20 protein-coding genes are annotated in these 16,457 nt (G+C 60.2%); 11 read left to right on the forward strand and 9 right to left on the reverse strand.

Annotated elements, in window-relative coordinates:
- Positions 1-4 precede the first annotated feature (4 nt).
- Complete coding sequence (locus tag ELH03_RS12555; protein WP_130659017.1) at positions 5-622, reverse strand: TetR/AcrR family transcriptional regulator; 618 nt, start codon at positions 620-622, stop codon at positions 5-7.
- Positions 623-760: 138 nt separating this feature from the next.
- Between ELH03_RS12555 and ELH03_RS12560 the strand changes: the two genes are divergently transcribed.
- Positions 761-1,792, forward strand: a complete 1,032-nt coding sequence (locus ELH03_RS12560; protein ID WP_130766361.1) for an aldo/keto reductase — start codon at positions 761-763, stop codon at positions 1,790-1,792.
- Positions 1,793-2,059: 267 nt separating this feature from the next.
- On the opposite strand, the gene ELH03_RS12565 is transcribed toward ELH03_RS12560, so the two are convergent.
- Both ELH03_RS12565 and ELH03_RS12570 read right to left on the reverse strand, forming a co-directional pair.
- Positions 2,060-2,935, reverse strand: a complete 876-nt coding sequence (locus ELH03_RS12565) for a bifunctional helix-turn-helix transcriptional regulator/GNAT family N-acetyltransferase (RefSeq protein WP_130766362.1) — start codon at positions 2,933-2,935, stop codon at positions 2,060-2,062.
- Positions 2,936-3,053: 118 nt separating this feature from the next.
- Positions 3,054-3,488, reverse strand: a complete 435-nt coding sequence (locus ELH03_RS12570) for a MarR family winged helix-turn-helix transcriptional regulator (RefSeq protein WP_130766363.1) — start codon at positions 3,486-3,488, stop codon at positions 3,054-3,056.
- Positions 3,489-3,612: 124 nt separating this feature from the next.
- Here ELH03_RS12570 and ELH03_RS12575 point away from each other — a divergent pair, with 124 nt between their 5' ends.
- Entirely contained in the window at positions 3,613-3,981 is a 369-nt protein-coding gene (locus tag ELH03_RS12575; RefSeq protein ID WP_130766364.1) for a hypothetical protein, read from the forward strand.
- A 17-nt stretch (positions 3,982-3,998) separates the two neighbouring features.
- Here the strand turns inward: ELH03_RS12575 and ELH03_RS12580 are convergent, their stop codons facing one another.
- Entirely contained in the window at positions 3,999-4,466 is a 468-nt protein-coding gene (locus tag ELH03_RS12580) for an Lrp/AsnC family transcriptional regulator (RefSeq protein ID WP_128412106.1), read from the reverse strand.
- Between the two features lie 124 nt (positions 4,467-4,590).
- Between ELH03_RS12580 and ELH03_RS12585 the strand changes: the two genes are divergently transcribed.
- The gene (locus ELH03_RS12585) at positions 4,591-5,802 is read left to right on the forward strand and encodes an argininosuccinate synthase (RefSeq protein ID WP_130766365.1); all 1,212 of its coding nucleotides are present in this window, start codon (positions 4,591-4,593) and stop codon (positions 5,800-5,802) included.
- Between the two features lie 318 nt (positions 5,803-6,120).
- Positions 6,121-6,294 carry a hypothetical protein gene (locus tag ELH03_RS37385; RefSeq protein WP_164902023.1) on the forward strand — a complete coding sequence of 58 codons (174 nt, stop codon included), beginning with the start codon at positions 6,121-6,123 and terminating at the stop codon, positions 6,292-6,294.
- 97 nt (positions 6,295-6,391) lie between these two features.
- Here the strand turns inward: ELH03_RS37385 and ELH03_RS12590 are convergent, their stop codons facing one another.
- The gene (locus ELH03_RS12590) at positions 6,392-6,982 is read right to left on the reverse strand and encodes a TetR/AcrR family transcriptional regulator (protein ID WP_130766366.1); all 591 of its coding nucleotides are present in this window, start codon (positions 6,980-6,982) and stop codon (positions 6,392-6,394) included.
- 132 nt (positions 6,983-7,114) lie between these two features.
- Between ELH03_RS12590 and ELH03_RS12595 the strand changes: the two genes are divergently transcribed.
- Positions 7,115-7,945, forward strand: a complete 831-nt coding sequence (locus tag ELH03_RS12595) for a class I SAM-dependent methyltransferase (protein WP_128412108.1) — start codon at positions 7,115-7,117, stop codon at positions 7,943-7,945.
- 41 nt (positions 7,946-7,986) lie between these two features.
- Here the strand turns inward: ELH03_RS12595 and ELH03_RS12600 are convergent, their stop codons facing one another.
- A complete protein-coding gene (locus ELH03_RS12600; RefSeq protein WP_128412109.1) occupies positions 7,987-8,370 on the reverse strand; it encodes a VOC family protein in 384 nt (127 codons plus the stop codon).
- Between the two features lie 215 nt (positions 8,371-8,585).
- On the opposite strand from ELH03_RS12600, the gene ubiA reads away from it, so the two are divergent.
- Both ubiA and ELH03_RS12610 read left to right on the forward strand, forming a co-directional pair.
- On the forward strand, positions 8,586-9,500 hold the full coding sequence (gene ubiA, locus ELH03_RS12605; protein ID WP_128412110.1) for a 4-hydroxybenzoate octaprenyltransferase: 915 nt from the start codon (positions 8,586-8,588) through the stop codon (positions 9,498-9,500).
- A gap of 37 nt (positions 9,501-9,537) precedes the next feature.
- Positions 9,538-10,314 (forward strand): phosphodiester glycosidase family protein, encoded by a 777-nt coding sequence (locus ELH03_RS12610; protein WP_128412111.1) that lies wholly within the window; start codon positions 9,538-9,540, stop codon positions 10,312-10,314.
- A 2-nt stretch (positions 10,315-10,316) separates the two neighbouring features.
- Here ELH03_RS12610 and ELH03_RS12615 read toward each other — a convergent pair whose 3' ends face one another.
- Positions 10,317-10,958, reverse strand: coding sequence for a glutathione S-transferase family protein (locus tag ELH03_RS12615; RefSeq protein WP_128400468.1), 642 nt, complete (start codon positions 10,956-10,958; stop codon positions 10,317-10,319).
- Between the two features lie 184 nt (positions 10,959-11,142).
- Here ELH03_RS12615 and ELH03_RS12620 point away from each other — a divergent pair, with 184 nt between their 5' ends.
- Entirely contained in the window at positions 11,143-11,757 is a 615-nt protein-coding gene (locus ELH03_RS12620; protein WP_128412112.1) for a LysE family translocator, read from the forward strand.
- 35 nt (positions 11,758-11,792) lie between these two features.
- Here ELH03_RS12620 and ELH03_RS12625 read toward each other — a convergent pair whose 3' ends face one another.
- The gene (locus ELH03_RS12625; RefSeq protein WP_128412113.1) at positions 11,793-13,685 is read right to left on the reverse strand and encodes an ABC transporter ATP-binding protein; all 1,893 of its coding nucleotides are present in this window, start codon (positions 13,683-13,685) and stop codon (positions 11,793-11,795) included.
- A 227-nt stretch (positions 13,686-13,912) separates the two neighbouring features.
- On the opposite strand from ELH03_RS12625, the gene ELH03_RS12630 reads away from it, so the two are divergent.
- Entirely contained in the window at positions 13,913-14,314 is a 402-nt protein-coding gene (locus ELH03_RS12630) for a GFA family protein (RefSeq protein ID WP_130766367.1), read from the forward strand.
- A 79-nt stretch (positions 14,315-14,393) separates the two neighbouring features.
- Here ELH03_RS12630 and ELH03_RS12635 read toward each other — a convergent pair whose 3' ends face one another.
- On the reverse strand, positions 14,394-14,867 hold the full coding sequence (locus ELH03_RS12635) for a VOC family protein (protein WP_025395052.1): 474 nt from the start codon (positions 14,865-14,867) through the stop codon (positions 14,394-14,396).
- 153 nt (positions 14,868-15,020) lie between these two features.
- Here ELH03_RS12635 and ELH03_RS12640 point away from each other — a divergent pair, with 153 nt between their 5' ends.
- Positions 15,021-15,605, forward strand: a complete 585-nt coding sequence (locus ELH03_RS12640; protein WP_128412138.1) for a nucleotidyltransferase family protein — start codon at positions 15,021-15,023, stop codon at positions 15,603-15,605.
- A 157-nt stretch (positions 15,606-15,762) separates the two neighbouring features.
- The gene (locus ELH03_RS12645; RefSeq protein WP_128412114.1) at positions 15,763-16,365 is read left to right on the forward strand and encodes a histidine phosphatase family protein; all 603 of its coding nucleotides are present in this window, start codon (positions 15,763-15,765) and stop codon (positions 16,363-16,365) included.
- The last annotated feature ends 92 nt before the right edge of the window (positions 16,366-16,457 follow it).

Here is a 16,457-nt window from a genome sequence, read left to right on the forward strand (position 1 = left end):
ATCCTCACCGCTGTACGGCGCCGTAGCGCAGCCCGTCGACCAGCAGCGAAACCATGCGCCGGGCATGTTCGGGCCCTTGGGCGTAGGCGTGCATGCTGAGGCTCGCAGCCGCATTCAGAAGATCCTCGGCAGCGATATCGGTGCGCACCTCGCCGGCGGCAGCAGCGGCATCGAGAAGCGAGCGAAGGGCCGGCTGCAGTCGCTGCTGGAAGTAGGCGGGCAAGGGATCGAAGGCCGGGTTGCCAGAGTGCAGGGCCGCCGCAAGCCCGCGCTTGGCCGCGATGAAACCCACGAACCGCTGCATCCATCTGGCCAGCGCCTCACCCGGCGCATGTTCGGCGGCAAGGATCGGCGCAGCGTCGGCGCAGGCATCGATTTCGCGGCGGAAGACGGCGACGACGAGGTCGGAACGCTCGGGAAAATGCCGATAAACAGTGCCGATGCCGACGCCGGCTTTCTCCGCGATCTCACGCACCGGGGCGTCGACGCCAGAACTCGCAAATACCGCCATCGCCGCCTGAAGCAGTCCGTCGAGATTGCGCTTGGCGTCGGCACGCACCGGCCTGTCCGCCTTTTCCCCGGGCTTCAGGCCGTCCCCCTGCTCTTTGCTCTCGTCGTTCATCTTTCATCCGCTTGCAAAACGGAACATCGTTCCGTATATAAACGGAATACGGTTCCGTTTATGCAAATTAACACGGCGCGACGGTGTTGGCCACATCGACGCGCACGAAGTCCGCCTCCCCAATAAAAGGAACAGACCATGCAATACCGCACGCTTGGAAGAACCGGCATCAAGGTCAGCCCCTATTGCCTCGGCGCGATGATGTTCGGCGCCGCCGGCAATCCCGACCACGAGGATTCGATCCGGATCATCCACAAGGCGCTCGATGCCGGCATAAACTTCATCGACACCGCCGATATCTACAGCCGAGGCGAATCGGAGGAGATCGTCGGCAAGGCGCTCAAGGGACGGCGCGACGACGTCGTGCTCGCCACCAAGGCGCATCTGCCGATGGGCGACGACCCGAACCGCCAGGGCAATTCACGCCGCTGGCTGACTCACGCGGTCGAGGATTCGCTCCGCCGCCTGCAGACCGACCATATCGATCTCTACCTGATCCACCGGCCAGCACCCGATACCGACATCGAGGAGACGCTATCCGCGCTCACCGACCTCATGCGGGCGGGAAAGGTGCGGGCGGTGGGATCGTCGACCTTTCCCGTTTCGGAAATCGTCGAGGCGCAATGGGTTTCCGAGCGCCGCGGGCTGGCCCGCTTCCGCGTCGAGCAACCGCCCTATTCGATCCTCAACCGCGGTATCGAACGCGAGGTTCTGCCCGCCTGCGAGCGTTACGGAATGGGCGCGATGGTGTGGAGCCCGCTGGCGATGGGCATGCTCACCGGCAAATACCGCAAGGGCGCGCCGCAGCCCGACAGCGCCCGCGCCAAACGCTTCCCCAGGCAGATGAACGATGAGCGCCGGCTGGACGCGGTCGAACGGCTCATCCCGCTCGCGCAGCAGGCAGGGCTTTCGCTGGCGCACATGGCGATGGCCTTCGCTATCGCCCATCCCGCCGTCACCTCGGCCATCATCGGCCCGCGCACGATGGAGCACTTCGACGATCTGCTTGCCGGCGCGGGGGTGAGCCTGACGGACGAAATCCTCGACCGAATCGACGCGATCGTCCCGCCCGGCACCGATACCGGCCCACTGGAGGCGGCCTATAACCCGCCTGCGGTGATACAGCCGAACCTGCGCCGCCGCCCACCCGCCGAGCGCTTCGTCGCCTGATCCTCACGGGGTGAGGCCCGGTCCTGCGAAGCAGGACCGATCGATCCAATGAATCGATCGCAGGGCCGAACGCCCTGAGCCATGCGAAGGGCCGGGCAGCGGCGGCACCCTTACCTCCCTCGTTCCCGTGCTCGTCACAGGAATGAGAGAGGAGAAAGGGTAACATCTGCTGCCAACTTGACTGCCGTTCCGTTTCAAATTGCCGAAAGGCCAAAAACACAGACGTCCGCACGATCAACCATTTGGGCAGCACAACGCGACCTTCGCTTAAAGGCGTTTCTCAAAGAACCTGTCCGGGTATGGGTCGTCATTGAAACGGTCGATCTCACTCCAGCCGGTTCCGCGATAAAGCTGTGTTGCCTCGGGCAGCGCGCTATTCGTATCCAGACGCAGGAGCTTGAAGGATAGCTCGCGGGCGATGTTCTCGGCGGCCGCCATAAGGCGCGTTGCGAGCCCAAGGCCACGCGCTGACGGGGCGACCCAGAGCCTTTTGATCTCCGCAACCTCGCCGCCATTGCCCTTCAGCCCGACACAGCCGATCGGCAGGCCATCCGACATGGCCACCAGGAACGCACCGTGCGGACGGATCATATCCTTGGCGTCGGGATCGCGAGAAAGCGATACATCGAAACCCTTCTCGAAGCGGCGTGCAAGTTCGCCGTAGTATTCGTTCAGACAATAGCTGGCGTCCTCGTGCCGAGGGTCTTTCTCCTCGAGCACGATCTGCTCACGTCTTAGCGAGGAAGCGACGATATCCATGGCGCGCAGCAGTTCGTCCGGGCGGCGATGGCGCGCCAGAAATGCTTTCGCCTGCGCATTGGAAAGCGCTTCATAAGCCTGAAACTCGGAACGGCCGGTTTCGGTCAGCCCGGCAACGCGGCGACGTGCGTCCTGAGGGTTCGGCACCGTCTCGATGAGACCCTCCTCTTCCAAGCTGCGCAGCAGACGGCTCATCAAGCCGGAGTCGAGACCGAGATAATCGCGGATCACCGCAACATCCGATTGCCCCCGGCCGATCGAATTGAGGACGCGGGCAGCACCCAGCGGACGGCCGCGTCCGAGGAAAGACGTATCGAGAGCGCCGACTTCGGAGGTGACGGCACGGTTGAAGCGACGGACACGAGAGACAGGATCGTAGGTCATATTATCTGACTTTAGTCAGATAATTGATCCTGTCAATTCAAAGCACTCCAATGAACAGCCCTCATCTCTATGCGATCGTCCAGGGCACGGGAAACGGCAATCGGTCCCGAAAACCCCGTCACCCCTCTCCTTCGGTCTTGGCAAGCAGCCTCGCCAGCTCTTCGAGCTCTCCGGCCGAAAGGTGCAGGAGTTCCGCCGGCGGGCGATAATGCTCCGTCAACAGTTCGTCCTTGGTGGCTGCGCCCTTCCCGGTCAGCCGTACCAGCTTGACGCGGCGGTCACGTGCCGGCGTGACGCGTTCGGCAAGGCCCGCCCGCTCCAGCCGGTCGACCAGCCACGTCGCAGTCGAGGCGTCGCACCCCCATTGGCGGGCAAGCGCGCTGATCGGCTCCCCCTCGTCGTGCAAAGTGAACAGAGCCCTGGAATCATTTGGCGTCAGCCCCCTTCTCTGAAGGCTTTCCAGCCGCTGCGGCGCCGATTTCATCAACAGATTGAACATCATCCGCCACGCCGAGGCAGCGGCTCTGGCATGACGGTCGGGGGCGGAAGGCATCAAATATCCTCGTAAGTGCACTTGAAAAGTAGTTTTATTACTCAAATTATCGTATCAATCAAATCTTATTGGCGACTTCCCCCGGAAAGCCCATTGCGCTTCCACCTTGCTAAGGAGCCATGCCATGCGTTCAGCCATCGCGATCCTCTTCCTGATCGAAGCCTGTCTTTATGCCGTTGCCTCCCTCACCCATGCCGGGTTCGTCCTCCAAGGCCACGAACACCGACAGGCGATGATTGCCGAAGCGGTGATATCAGCCGTCCTCCTTCTCGGCCTGATCTTGCTCGCCCTCGACCGACCATGGAGCCGCACGGCTGCGATCTCGGCCCAGTCCTTTGCCCTCCTCGGCACCCTCGTCGGCGCCTTCACCATCGCCGTCGGCGTCGGTCCGCAAACCAGGCTCGATTACATCACCCATGCCGTGATGATCCTGCTCCTGGTCACAGGCCTCGTCTGGCTGGCAAGGAACCGGAACGCCTCTCCCCTAGGATAGGGATCGTGCCACGACGTCTATCTCAACGGCAGTTCGAAGCTTCGCTTCAGCGTTTCCATCGGCACGTCGGTCTTGACGCTGAGGACGCTCGGAATGCGCGTCAGGTGATCGGCCTGAAAACGCCAGTAGCTATGCAGATCGGCGGTCACGATCCGAAGCACGGCATCACATTCCCCTGTCGTCAGGTAGCATTCCATCACCTCGGGAAACCGCCTGACGGCTTGGGCGAACTGAAGCGTGACCTCGGCGTCCTGGGTCTTGAACCACACGCGGGCAAAAACCGTCAGCCCCGCGCCGACCTTTGCAGGGTCCAGCACGGCGACGTAGCGATCGATGATCCCGGCCTCTTCCAGCAGCCGGACGCGACGCAGGCACGGTGACGGCGACAGGCCTACCTCCTTCGCCAGATCGACGTTCGAAATACGCCCATCGCGCTGAAGCACGCGCAGGATATGGCGATCGATTGGGTCCAACGTGATTAGCATTTCATAGCTCCAAGCATTCTTCAAATGGCAGAATATGCCAAATTTTTGTAATTTTGAAGAAGCTTTGCAAGCTCATTGCGCAGGACTTGGCCTATCGTTCTAGCATCGAGATGGAGATGGGCTAATGACGAAGATAGAGAAAATTGTGCTTTCTTATTCGGGCGGGCTGGATACCTCGATCATTCTCAAATGGTTGCAGGAAACCTACGGATGCGAGGTGGTGACTTTCACCGCCGATCTCGGCCAGGGCGAGGAGCTCGAGCCGGCACGAACAAAGGCGGAGATGTCGGGGGTCAAGGACATCCGAATCGTCGATCTGCGTGAGGAGTTCGTCCGCGATTTCGTCTTTCCGATGCTGCGGGCGAACGCGCTCTATGAGGGGCAGTATTTGCTGGGCAGTTCCATCGCACGGCCGCTGATCGCCAAGCATCTGGTCGGCATAGCCCGAGAGGTTGGCGCGGATGCCGTTACCCACGGCGCGACAGGCAAGGGCAATGATCAGGTCCGGTTCGAACTGGCCGTCAATGCACTCGACCCGTCGCTTAAGGTCATTGCTCCCTGGCGCCAATGGAACATCCGCTCCCGCATGCAGCTTCTGGAATATGCCGAGAAGCATCATATCCCGGTGCCGAGCGACAAGCGCGGCGAGGCGCCGTTCTCGATCGACGCCAACCTGCTGCACACCTCGACCGAAGGCAAGATTCTCGAAAATCCGGCGGAGGTCGCGCCCGATCATGTCTATCAGCGCACGGTAGATCCGCTCGATGCTCCCGACACGCCCGAGATCATCACCATCGGTTTCGAAAGGGGCGATCCCGTTTCTGTGAACGGCAAGGCCATGACACCGGCCGCCTTGTTGACCGAACTCAATGGACTGGGCGGCCGGCACGGCATCGGGCGGCTCGATCTGGTTGAAAACCGCTTCATCGGCATGAAGTCGCGGGGAATTTATGAAACGCCTGGACGGACGATCCTGCTCGCGGCACACCGCGGCATTGAATCGATCACGCTCGATCACGCCGCGGCGCATCTGAAAGACGAGATCATGCCCCGCTACGCCGAGCTGATCTATAACGGCTTCTGGTTCGCGCCCGAGCGGGAAATGCTGCAAGCCTTGATCGACCAAAGCCAAGCCTTCGTCAGCGGCGATGTGACGCTCAGGCTCTACAAGGGAAGTGCCTCAGTTATCTCCCGCACCTCCCCCTGCTCACTCTATTCCGCCGACCTCGTCACCTTCGAGGAAAGCGCTATCGCCTACGATCATCATGATGCCGAAGGCTTCATCAGGCTCAACGGCTTGCGGCTCAGGAACTGGGCGGCCCGCAATGGAAGATGACCGCTCGATCTTACGTCAGCCAGCGCACTTAACGCTCGGCAGATACCGGACGAAACGGGCCGGTTCAGATACTCATAAACTGCGAGGGTCAGATGGGCCGATAGGTCAATGCCCACATTGACGGCACCTACCCTCGTGGCTGACCGAAGCAGTCCCGGCATCCAGGGAGAAGCGCGAATCCGATTTCAAACGATTTTAAAATCGCAGCTCGACAAGTTAATCGATTTTAATTTTATCGTTAAAATTTTCTTGTTGCGACGCAAAAGAATTTAGACATTAATTTTTGCGGATGCTCAGTTTATTCGTTGGAGAACTCGCATGACTGTGACATTTCCGCTAACCGAAAAGCGCGATGCGGAGACATTGCTGAAGCACTTGACGTTGCACAATCTCAGCTTTCCGGGAAACTGCGTCGTGTCGCTCAAGACGCACGTCGCCCAGGTCTCGTCCTCTCATACGACCGCGCTCGGCACCGCCCGTACCGCCTGGTAGCGATTGAATGTCCCGGCATCGCCGTCGACAATAGGATCGAAGCAATCCTCGCTGGGTCGCCCACGCGGAGAAGGATGAAGCCGAGCGCGTCGACAGCTTATCTCGCGGCAGGCAGCCCCATGCCGGCGAGCTTCAGGATATCCTCGACCCTTGCGTCCGGATCGGCGCCGGGTTCGACCTGGCCGTCTATCATCAGCAAGGCAAGGCCATGCGTCAGTGACCAGAGAAAGAGCGCGGCGTTCGGCACCTCCTCGGGCGTCAGCCGCTTTTCGAGGTCGTCCTTCATCTGCCGGTAGACCTGCATCCGCAGGGCGCGTATCGATTCGTTTCCCTTGGAATAGGCCTGAAAACCCTCCCCGAACATCAGCCGGTAGAGACCGGGATTCGCGCGGGCAAAGGCGACATAGGCGATGCCGCCGGCGAGCAGATTGCGTCGAGGACCGGTTAGCGCGGCATCGATGCTTTCGCTGAGTTCGACAAACCCTTGTTCGGCGAGTGCTGCCGAGATGGCGTCCAGGCTGCTAAAATAGTGGTATGCCGCCGGAGCCGAGACGCCGGCGCGGCGGCCGATCTCCCGCATGCTCAGCGCAGCCGGGCCTCCCTCCTCCAGCAGCGCCCTCGCCACGGACAGCAGCGTGGGGCGCAAATTGCCATGATGATAGCGGGTCGATCCGTCGTGCGTGGCCATGTCTCGATCTAATCTTTACAGCGTTAAAATCATGCTCTAGTCTTCCCGCGATGACAAGGTATCCGCCGCGGTTCGGGTGCCGGCAAGCTTCCTGCCCGCGCCAGCAGCAGATTTACAGAGAAAGAGGCTTTCATGCGAGCATCGGAACCAAGCCGCACCGCGATCGGCGCGGCGGCGTATCGAGCAGCGCACCAGAGCATGGACGGCGGCGCCATCTTCTTAGACCCCTATGCCCGCCGCATCCTCGGCGAGGTTGCCTGCGCCGAGGCCGATCTGAAAGCCCAGGACCCCTCCACGCGATCCTTTCGCCTGTTTATGGCGGCGCGAAGCCGATATGCCGAAGATTGCCTTGGCCTCTCCGTCGCAAGGGGCGTCAGACAAGCCGTCATCCTCGGTGCTGGGCTCGACACCTTTGCGCTGCGCAATCCCCATGCCGGCCTGAAGGTCTTCGAAGTCGATCATCCCGCCACGCAAAGCTGGAAGCAGATGCGGCTTGACGAGACCGGACTGACGCAGAGCCTGCCGACATTCGTTCCCGTCGATTTCGAACATGAGGATTTGAAAACGCGTCTCACCGATTCCGGCTTCGAGCCCGAAACGCCGTCCTTCTTCATCTGGCTTGGCGTCGTGCCGTATCTCAGGGAGGCGTCGGTCTTTGCCTTGCTACGCTTCGTCGCCGGCCTGCCGAGTGCATCCATCGTCTTCGACTACAGCGAACCCCTCGAAAACTATTCGCCGGAACGCCGCGCCCGGGCCGCGGAAATGGGCGCGCGCACGGCTGCGGCCGGCGAACCATGGCTGACGCACTTCGATCCGAAGGAAATTGCGGAGCGATTGCTGAGCCTGGGCTTCACATCCCTGGAGGATATCGGCCCGACCGAAATGGCAAAACGCTTCTTCGGCCTGCCCAGGGATGCGCCGGATCGCGGCGCCGGTCCCCACGTCATATTCGCCGGCAAATAGGGAAATCCCCGAGACGTCGAGTTGCGGCGATCGAGCTGGCCTCAGCCGTCGTAGACGACAGCGATCTTGTTTCCGGCGGGGTCACGCACGTAAGCGGAATACCAGTTCGGCCCGTAGTGCGGACGTAAACCAGGCGCGCCCTCATCCGTTCCGCCGTTGGCCATGGCAGCATCGTAAAAAGCGTCCACCTCGGCGCGGGACTTGCCCATGAAAGCAACCATCGAGCCATTTCCGGCGCTCGCCGGTTCGCCGTTGAACGGCTTGCAAACCCATAGAACGAAACCTTCACCCTTGCCGCCTTGGGAATAGGCGCTCCATCCGGGAAACTCCCGATGTTTGCTCCATCCGATCGTGGCCAAGCTCGCATCATAGAAGCCATTCGATTTGACGGAATCGATTGCGCCGACGGTTGCGTAGACACTCATGATCTTCCTTTCGCTGCTCCAAGATCGGGAGAATTCATATCGCAACCATGTGAACACAACAAGAACATCTAACTGCATTTTCCGCAGAAGGTCAGCGACCAATCGCAAACGGACGGTTATTGCCGTGTCTGCAAAAATTCCTATTCTGGGCAACGCCGATGGCGACAAAAACCTGAGGCTTCACGGCTATTTGCGACAGGAAATTTGGATCCCATATGACGACTCTGAGCCGCCCTGATCTCAGCGATATCCACCGTGGCGACTGGGTGGATCGCCGGCTGCCGGCCGCATGGCGGCCATATACGCGGTTGGCGCGGCTGGATCGCCCGGTCGGAATATGGCTGACGCTCTTCCCATGCTGGGCCGCCCTTATCCAGGCATCCCATGGTCTCCCGGACCTCAGGCAATTGGCGATCTTCTCTCTCGGCGCTCTTCTGATGAGAAGCGCCGGTTCCACGATCAACGACATCGCCGATCGGAAGTTTGACGGCCATGTCGAACGGACCCGCTTTCGGCCCTTGGCAAGCGGAGAGATCACCACGCTGCCGGCCTTTGTCTTCCTGGCCGTTGAACTCGCGCTTGCGGCCTCGCTTCTGTTTTTCCTGACGCCTTACACCCGCCTCATCGCGATATGTGTGTTGCCGCTCGTCTTTGTCTATCCGCTCTGCAAGCGCTTCACCCACTGGCCGCAGGCCGTCCTGGGCGCGGCATTCAATTGGGGGATGCTGATGGCATGGGCCGAGGCTGCCGGACATATCCCGGTCGGCGCCGTGCTGATGTGGGCCGGGGCCATCGCCTGGCAGATCGGCTATGATACGATCTATGCCTATGTCGATCTGAAGGACGACACCCGTCTTGGCCTGAAATCAACGGCAATCCTGTTCGGCCGGCACGGCAAGACCTTTATCGGCCTGTTTTATGCTCTGGCGGTCGGCGCGTGGTCGCTCGGGGGCTGGCTGTTGGAAATGTCGCCGCCTTATGCGATCGGAATGCTGGTGATCGCCGTCCATCTTGCCTGGCAGACCCGGCGGATCGATCTTGCCCGCCCGGACATGAATTATCGCCTGTTCCTGGCGAATATCCTGACGGGGGTGCTGCTCGCCTGCACGGCGTTCGCTGGAACATGGTAAGCGGCTTGATGGATTTGAAAGATTGGACGCGGCACCGATGACCTATCTCAAACACAGCGTGCTCGCCGCCGCCATCATGCTGACAGCAACGATGACATCCATGCATCAGGCGCATGCGCAACCATGCGAGCAGGAAAGCTTCGAAGAGGCGAAATACGTCGTCTGTACGCTGGAACCGGGCAAAGCCGACCTGCGATTGTTCTGGAAGAACGCTGATGGCGCGCCATACCGCGCTTTTTCAAGCCTTGCCGAAGCCGTTCGCGCCGAAGGGCGAACGCTGGCTTTCGCCGTCAACGCCGGGATGTACCGGGCCGATTTTTCGCCGATGGGACTCTATGTCGAGAACGGCAGGGAATTGAACCCCGCCAATACGACAGAGGCCGAAAGCTCCTCGGGTCAGGTGCCGAATTTTTATAAGAAGCCGAACGGCGTATTCTTTCTCCGTGAAACAGGCGCCGGGATACTCCCGACCGATGAATTTCTGAAGCGTCGGCCCAAGGTGCGGTTCGCCACCCAGTCCGGCCCGATGCTTGTCATCGCCAACGAACTGAACCCGATCTTCATCGTCGGCTCGACAGACCAGACCCGCCGCAGCGGTGTCGGAACCTGCGAGCGCGGCGCGGTTCGTTTCGCGATCAGCGAAGACGGGGTGAATTTCCACGATTTTGCACGGCTCTTCCGCGACCATCTGAAATGCCCGGATGCCTTGTTTCTCGATGGCGGACGCGGTGTCGGACTTTACAATCCTGAAATGGAACGCAACGACCGATCCTGGCACGGCGGCTACGGCCCCATCTTCGGGCTTGTCGAGTAGGGTCAGTCTGCCGCGGCAAAATGCGCCATCTGGTCTGCATGTGCCTTTGCGAAGGATGGGCGGGCTGTGGCGCGCGCGACATAGTCACGGCAGGCGGGATATCCCGCCAGCCCGTCGAACCGGTCGATGAGGCGCAGCACATCGGCCATGAGGATGTCGGCGACGGAGAAGGTGCCGGCCAGCCATTCGCGCCCTGCCAGGACCGGCTCCATGTGCTTCAGCCGGTGGTCCTTGAGGAATGAGTTCATAAGCCCGTATGCCGGCGCATCACCCGTAATGCCGGAGAAGATCAAAATCGACCAGGGCAGGCTTGCCGCCTCGACGGAATTCAGCGCCGCAAACAGCCATTCCAGAACTTCGGCGCGACCGCGTGGATCGGCAGGCATCAATGCATCGCTGCGATTGCCGAGATGCAGCAGGATGGCCCCGCTCTCGAAGATCGAGATATCGCCATCGGTCAGCCACGGCACCTGGCCGAAGGGCTGGTGCGCGAAATGCTCCGGCTTGCGATCGCGAAACGGCACGCTCTCGACGCGATAGGGCAAGCCGCTCTCTTCGAGCGCCCAACGCACACGCAGGTCACGCACATAGCCCCGCGGCATCTCGGGAACCCAATCGAAGGTGGTGAGGGTAAGGTCGCCCATCCGGCATCTCCATTGTCGCTTCATTCATGGCAAAGGACGGACGAGCGACACGCGCTCCGACATGACCGGCAGGTTTTTTCGTCATTGCCAGCCCGATACCTGATGCATCGGGCCTGGGGAGGACGAGCCTTTCAAAAACCGCCTGTTTTGCATAGGCTCCCGGCCTGCAAAGTAGGAAAGCCGGATGGAATATATCGATTCACTCGCATTGCTCGTCAGCGTCTACATCGTCTCCCTCGTCAGCCCCGGACCGAATTTCATCATCGTCACCAACACGAGCATGACGGTATCACGCGCCGCCGGGCTCTTTGCGGGTCTCGGACTTGCCTTCGCATCCCTGACCTGGGCCATCATGGCGATGGCGATGGCGGGGCTCGGCTTTCTGCTGACGCATTTCGATTGGCTGCATATAACGTTGCAGGTGGTCGGCGCGCTGTATCTGATCTGGCTGGGCCTGAAGATGATCCGCGGCGCGGCCAAACCGTTGAAGACGACAGGCTCGACCGAAGTCACATGGCGCTCCGCGATGCGCCGCGCCTACGTCGTCAGCATGACCAATCCGAAATCGGTGGCTTTCTTCGGAAGTATCTTTGCGATTGTCATCCCCGCACATGCGCCCGTCTGGCTTTATTGCGTCATCGCCCTGACCTGCTTCCTTCTTTCGGCTCTCTGGTATTGCGGCCTGGCCTTTTTCTTCTCGAATCCGCGCGTTTCCGCCAGTTTCCTGCGGTTCAAGGCCAGCATCGAGCGCGTGATGGGCGCCGCCCTCATCGGCAGCCGCCTGCTCCTGGTCCGCTGATGTCATCCCGGTTTACGGGAGGGCCAGCCGCTCGGTCAGGTCGCAGGCGAGGCCAGCAAGGGTTCATCCGAGGGTTCGTCGATATCTTCGGGAATGAAGCCGCCGGTCTGGCGTTTCCACAGGCGGGCAAACAGGCCGTCGCGTTCGACCAGTTCGTCCGGCCTGCCCTCTTCCACGATGCGCCCGTGATCGAGCACGACGATCCGGTCCATCCTGGCAATGGTCGACAGGCGGTGGGCGATGGCGATCACCGTCTTTCCCTCCATGACGAGGTTGAGCCTTTCCTGGATGGCGGCTTCGGACTCGCTGTCGAGGGCGGAGGTCGCCTCGTCGAGCACGAGGATCGGCGCGTCCTTCAAAAGAACGCGGGCGATGGCCACGCGCTGGCGCTGGCCGCCTGACAGTTTGATGCCGCGGTCGCCGACGAAGGCATCATAGCCCCTGCGGCCTTCGCCGTCGGAAAGATCGGCTATGAAGGCATCGGCGCTGGCCATCTTCGCCACCGCTTCGATCTCGTCCGTCGTCGCCTCTGGCCGGCCGTAACGGATATTGTCGCCGACCGAACGATGCAGCAGCGCGACGTCCTGCGCGATGACGCCGATGGCGCGGCGAAGGCTTGCCTGCGTGACCGCGCGGATATCCTGCCCGTCGATCAGGATCGCGCCGTCGCCGATATCGTAGAAGCGCAAGAGCAGGTTTGCGAGCGTGGTCTTGCCAGCGCCGGAGAGACCGACCAGGCCCACCTTCTCGCCGGACCGGACCGTCAGCGACAGCTCGTCGATGACAGGCTTGCCTGATTTGTAGGCGAAACGGACATTCTCGAAACGGATTTCACCACGCTCGACCACGAGGTCCTTCGCATCCGTCCGGTCGGTGATGGTGGGCGGTGTCGTCATTACAGGCATGGCATCCTTGATCGTGCCGATCGCCTGGAAGATCTGTTGGCCCATCTGCAGGAAGACGAAGATCTGCGACGACAGCCGGTTGAGAATGTAGACCGCGCCGACGAATTCGCCGACCGTGAGAAAGCCTTTGACGAGGCCGGAAAATCCAATCGCCAGCATGGTCAGCCACAGCAGCGTGTTGAGAACCACGACCATCAATTCCGACGAACGATAGATACGCTGTTCGCTGTGCTGCGTCTGCACCGCCTTTCCTATGATGCGGCGGATCGCGCCCGCCTCGCTATCTTCAGCCGCAAACTGCTTGATCATCTGCATGTTGGTATAGAGATCGGTGATGGCGCCGGCGACCAGGCTGCGCTGCTTCGCGGTGCGGCGCGAGCGCTCGACGAAGGTCGGCACGATCCTGGCGGTGAATACGACATTGAGCGCGATCCAGATGACGACAGGCAGGGCAAGCTGCCACGCGAGCGCGCTCAGCAGGATCACGGAGCCCACCAACTGCATCAGGAAGCGTGGGATGGACTGGAAGGCGGCGAGGATCTGCTGCTGGACGGCGGAAGAGACCTGCTGCAGCCGTGAGGAAACCTGGCCGGCATAGAGATCATGGAAGAAGGCAAGGTCCTGCCGCTCGACAGCCTTATGGCCCTGCCACTGAATGGCAGCCGGCATGCCGATGCCGAGCGTGTGCGAGTTCAGCGTATTGAGCATGAAGGACACGATCGGCATGACCGGAAAAATCAGGAAGCCGAGAATGGTCAGCAGCAGCCATTCATCGCGCAGGAAGGCGGGAGCGCCCTGTTGCGTCACGCCATCGACGATGACCGAAAGTCCCCAGACGATCGTCAGGTTGATCACCTCGAACACCATGGAGCAAAATGCCAGCGCAATCAGCACACCCCGAAACATCGAGATGAAATGCAGGAGCACCGTTACAGGCCCCTTCGAAGGCAGCGGCCGGTAGGGGATGTCGAGCGGCCGGATCAGGCTTTCGAAGGGACGATAGATCGCATCTGAAATCGACATGGGCCACTCGGATCAAAAATCGGGAGAAGGCGCGGACTCAGCTACGCTGGGTCGCAGAAAATCACCTTCCAGCCGCGATCTCAATTAGAAATTTCAGAAAATCTGCCAACAGGAGGTATCGGTTCGCAAGCGCTGGAAGCAGGCGGCGGCGAAAGGCGCCAATTGCGGTCGTCACGGGATTGGGGCAGATTGAGATCGTTGTATGGTACAGGACGGAACCTACGCTCATGCTGACGGGCTCATGTCATTGCGGCAAGGCGGGCTGGACACCTGAGGGTGATCCGGGCTCGATCACCGCCTGCAACTGCACGCTCTGCAGACGTTACGGCACGCTGTGGGCTTATGACTACGAAGGAGAGCGCATCGCTCTCACCGGTGAGACCGCCTCCTACACCCGCGCCGACAGGGACGAGCCGTCTCTCGAAATATTGTTCTGCCCATCCTGCGCCTGTGTCTTGAGCTGGCGCGGCCTGCGTCTTCGAAAGGATGGCCGCTGGCGCATGGCCGTCAACATGCGGCTTGCGCCGCCGGATCTCGTTCACGATCTGCCTATCGATCATTTCGACGGCCTGGACACGTTTGAGGACCTGCCTTCCAAAGGGCGCTGCGTACGCGATCTCTGGTTCTGAGCCGACTGCGAAGATCGCCACCGGGCCGGATCACACCAGACCTGAACTCTGGCAAAAGATCGTTCTGCGCAAGGCCACCTCAGCCACGCCGCGCCGCCTCGATCGCCGCAATGTCGATCTTCCTCATGGTCATCATCGCGTCAAAAGCACGCTTTGCCTCGCCACCGCCTGCCGAGAGCGCTTCGGAAAGGACGCGCGGCGTAATCTGCCAGGACACGCCCCACTTGTCCTTGCACCAGCCGCACTCACTTTCCTGGCCGCCATTGCCGACGATGGCGTTCCAATAGCGATCGGTTTCTTCCTGATCGTCGGTTGCGATCTGAAATGAGAAGGCTTCGTTGTGTTTGAACGCAGGACCGCCGTTCAGGCCGATGCAAGGAATGCCCGCAACGGTGAATTCCACGACCAGTACGTCTCCCTGCTTGCCGTCAGGATAATCTCCCGGTGCACGAATGACGGCACCCACGGCGCTATCGGGAAAAGTCGCGGCATAGAAGCGGGCAGCCGCCTCAGCGTCTTTGTCGTACCATACGCAGATCGTGTTCTTTGCCATTGCGCGGTCCTTTCGCTCTTCGCTTCGCATTTCCCAGTGAAATAAGAGGCAAGCCGTCTTTCTCCAGCCCAGTTCGAGCAATTTCACGCGGACGATTGCGATCATCGTCGATCGACGAGAATCGGCTATGCTCGCAAAATGGAAGGAATGAGCGTGGGGATCACGACTGAACAGTTTCTGGCCCGCATACGGCTTAATCCGGTCAACCATCTGCTGTTGGAGAAATTGCCGGCTCTTGGCCTGCCGCAGTGTATGCTGACAGCTGGTTGCCTGTTCCAGACGGTATGGAACTTGAAGACTGGAAATGATCCCGAGCACGGCATCAAAGATTATGACGTCTTTTATTTTGACGACCATGATCTCTCATGGGAAGCAGAGGACGAAGTGATCTGCCGTGGCAAGGCCTTGCTGGGAGACCTCGCAGACAAAGTTGACATAAAGAACCAAGCTCGAGTCCACCTCTGGTATGGAGAGAAGTTTGGCAAAGACTTCCCCGCCTTCAAGTGCACTGAAGACGGCGTTGATCGTTATCTTATCTCCTGTACTCGGCTGGGAGTGAGAGTTCGTGACGGCAGCCTCTACGCACCCGATCATCTCGACGACATGTGGCACGGCATCCTTAGGATGAACCCGCTCAACGCTCAGCCCGAATTGTTCGCCCGCAAATGCAGACAATATCAGCAGCGCTGGTCGTGGCTGCGTGTCGAGGCGGAGGCTTCAGGCGATGATGCCCAGTGAGTTCCTTGGTAGCTTTGAGCCGATAGAAAAACATCGGGCTCGCCCGGATCACTCCAATTGCGGTCATCATTGAACTGTCGCACGACCTAGCTGCTACAATCGGCCTCGGGCGGGTCGCTCAGCTAATTGTTTCATCAATTCATTTTGGACAACACCAATGATTTACCTGCTTCGCCACGGCGAGACCATTTGGAACACCTTAGGTCGGTTCCAGGGCCAAAAAGATTCACCGCTTACAGAGCGCGGCATCGAACAGGCCGAACAGATGGCGAAGCTTCTGAAAAAGGAAATGGCAGGGAGCCAACAATCATTCCAACTCCATGTCAGCCCTCTCGGCAGAACGCAGGAGACTGCGGCTCGCATCGAACGGGTGTTGCCACTGGCGGCTCGTCCGGAATCGCGGCTAATGGAGGTGACCGTCGGTTCTTGGGACGGCATGACCAAGTTCGAGATCGACAACGAGTTTCCAGGAATGCTGGACGGGTCCGACGCTTTCGATTGGTATTTCAAATCTCCAGACGGGGAGAGCTTCGATGCTGCCTGTGCGCGAGCAAAGGACTGGATCGCAGGCATACATGAACCGACAGTTGCGATTTCCCACGGGCTGTTTGGCAGATTGGTACGTGGTGTATATGGCGGTCTTTCGAAACGGGAAATGTTGGAATTGCCCGTTCCCCAAGACGGGTTTTATCGTCTTTGCGACCGTGAGTTCAGCCTGGTAAGCGGTTCGGCTGATATAATATCCGACGTTGTCGCTTAGGAAGGGTTCATCCCTGAGTGACGGCTCCGGCCGCCAAACGTCATCGCTGATTATAACGCGGCTCAATGCCAGAGATTGACGCCTCGACTTGC

The organism is Rhizobium beringeri (assembly GCF_004306515.1).
Lineage (GTDB): Bacteria > Pseudomonadota > Alphaproteobacteria > Rhizobiales > Rhizobiaceae > Rhizobium > Rhizobium beringeri.

What these genes read in the sequence shown, in the direction of transcription:
- ELH03_RS12645 (WP_128412114.1), top strand. Translation starts at nt 15,763, where the DNA reads ATGATTTACCTGCTTCGCCACGGCGAGACCATTTGGAACACCTTAGGT.
- ELH03_RS12585 (WP_130766365.1), top strand. Translation starts at nt 4,591, where the DNA reads ATGACGAAGATAGAGAAAATTGTGCTTTCTTATTCGGGCGGGCTGGAT.
- ELH03_RS12625 (WP_128412113.1), bottom strand. Translation starts at nt 13,685, where the DNA reads ATGTCGATTTCAGATGCGATCTATCGTCCCTTCGAAAGCCTGATCCGG.
- ELH03_RS12565 (WP_130766362.1), bottom strand. Translation starts at nt 2,935, where the DNA reads ATGACCTACGATCCTGTCTCTCGTGTCCGTCGCTTCAACCGTGCCGTC.
- ELH03_RS12580 (WP_128412106.1), bottom strand. Translation starts at nt 4,466, where the DNA reads ATGCTAATCACGTTGGACCCAATCGATCGCCATATCCTGCGCGTGCTT.
- ELH03_RS12560 (WP_130766361.1), top strand. Translation starts at nt 761, where the DNA reads ATGCAATACCGCACGCTTGGAAGAACCGGCATCAAGGTCAGCCCCTAT.
- ELH03_RS12575 (WP_130766364.1), top strand. Translation starts at nt 3,613, where the DNA reads ATGCGTTCAGCCATCGCGATCCTCTTCCTGATCGAAGCCTGTCTTTAT.
- ELH03_RS12635 (WP_025395052.1), bottom strand. Translation starts at nt 14,867, where the DNA reads ATGGCAAAGAACACGATCTGCGTATGGTACGACAAAGACGCTGAGGCG.
- ELH03_RS12570 (WP_130766363.1), bottom strand. Translation starts at nt 3,488, where the DNA reads ATGCCTTCCGCCCCCGACCGTCATGCCAGAGCCGCTGCCTCGGCGTGG.
- ELH03_RS12615 (WP_128400468.1), bottom strand. Translation starts at nt 10,958, where the DNA reads ATGGGCGACCTTACCCTCACCACCTTCGATTGGGTTCCCGAGATGCCG.
- ELH03_RS37385 (WP_164902023.1), top strand. Translation starts at nt 6,121, where the DNA reads ATGACTGTGACATTTCCGCTAACCGAAAAGCGCGATGCGGAGACATTG.
- ELH03_RS12595 (WP_128412108.1), top strand. Translation starts at nt 7,115, where the DNA reads ATGCGAGCATCGGAACCAAGCCGCACCGCGATCGGCGCGGCGGCGTAT.
- ELH03_RS12555 (WP_130659017.1), bottom strand. Translation starts at nt 622, where the DNA reads ATGAACGACGAGAGCAAAGAGCAGGGGGACGGCCTGAAGCCCGGGGAA.
- ELH03_RS12600 (WP_128412109.1), bottom strand. Translation starts at nt 8,370, where the DNA reads ATGAGTGTCTACGCAACCGTCGGCGCAATCGATTCCGTCAAATCGAAT.
- ELH03_RS12610 (WP_128412111.1), top strand. Translation starts at nt 9,538, where the DNA reads ATGACCTATCTCAAACACAGCGTGCTCGCCGCCGCCATCATGCTGACA.
- ELH03_RS12630 (WP_130766367.1), top strand. Translation starts at nt 13,913, where the DNA reads ATGCTGACGGGCTCATGTCATTGCGGCAAGGCGGGCTGGACACCTGAG.
- ELH03_RS12590 (WP_130766366.1), bottom strand. Translation starts at nt 6,982, where the DNA reads ATGGCCACGCACGACGGATCGACCCGCTATCATCATGGCAATTTGCGC.
- ubiA (WP_128412110.1), top strand. Translation starts at nt 8,586, where the DNA reads ATGACGACTCTGAGCCGCCCTGATCTCAGCGATATCCACCGTGGCGAC.
- ELH03_RS12620 (WP_128412112.1), top strand. Translation starts at nt 11,143, where the DNA reads ATGGAATATATCGATTCACTCGCATTGCTCGTCAGCGTCTACATCGTC.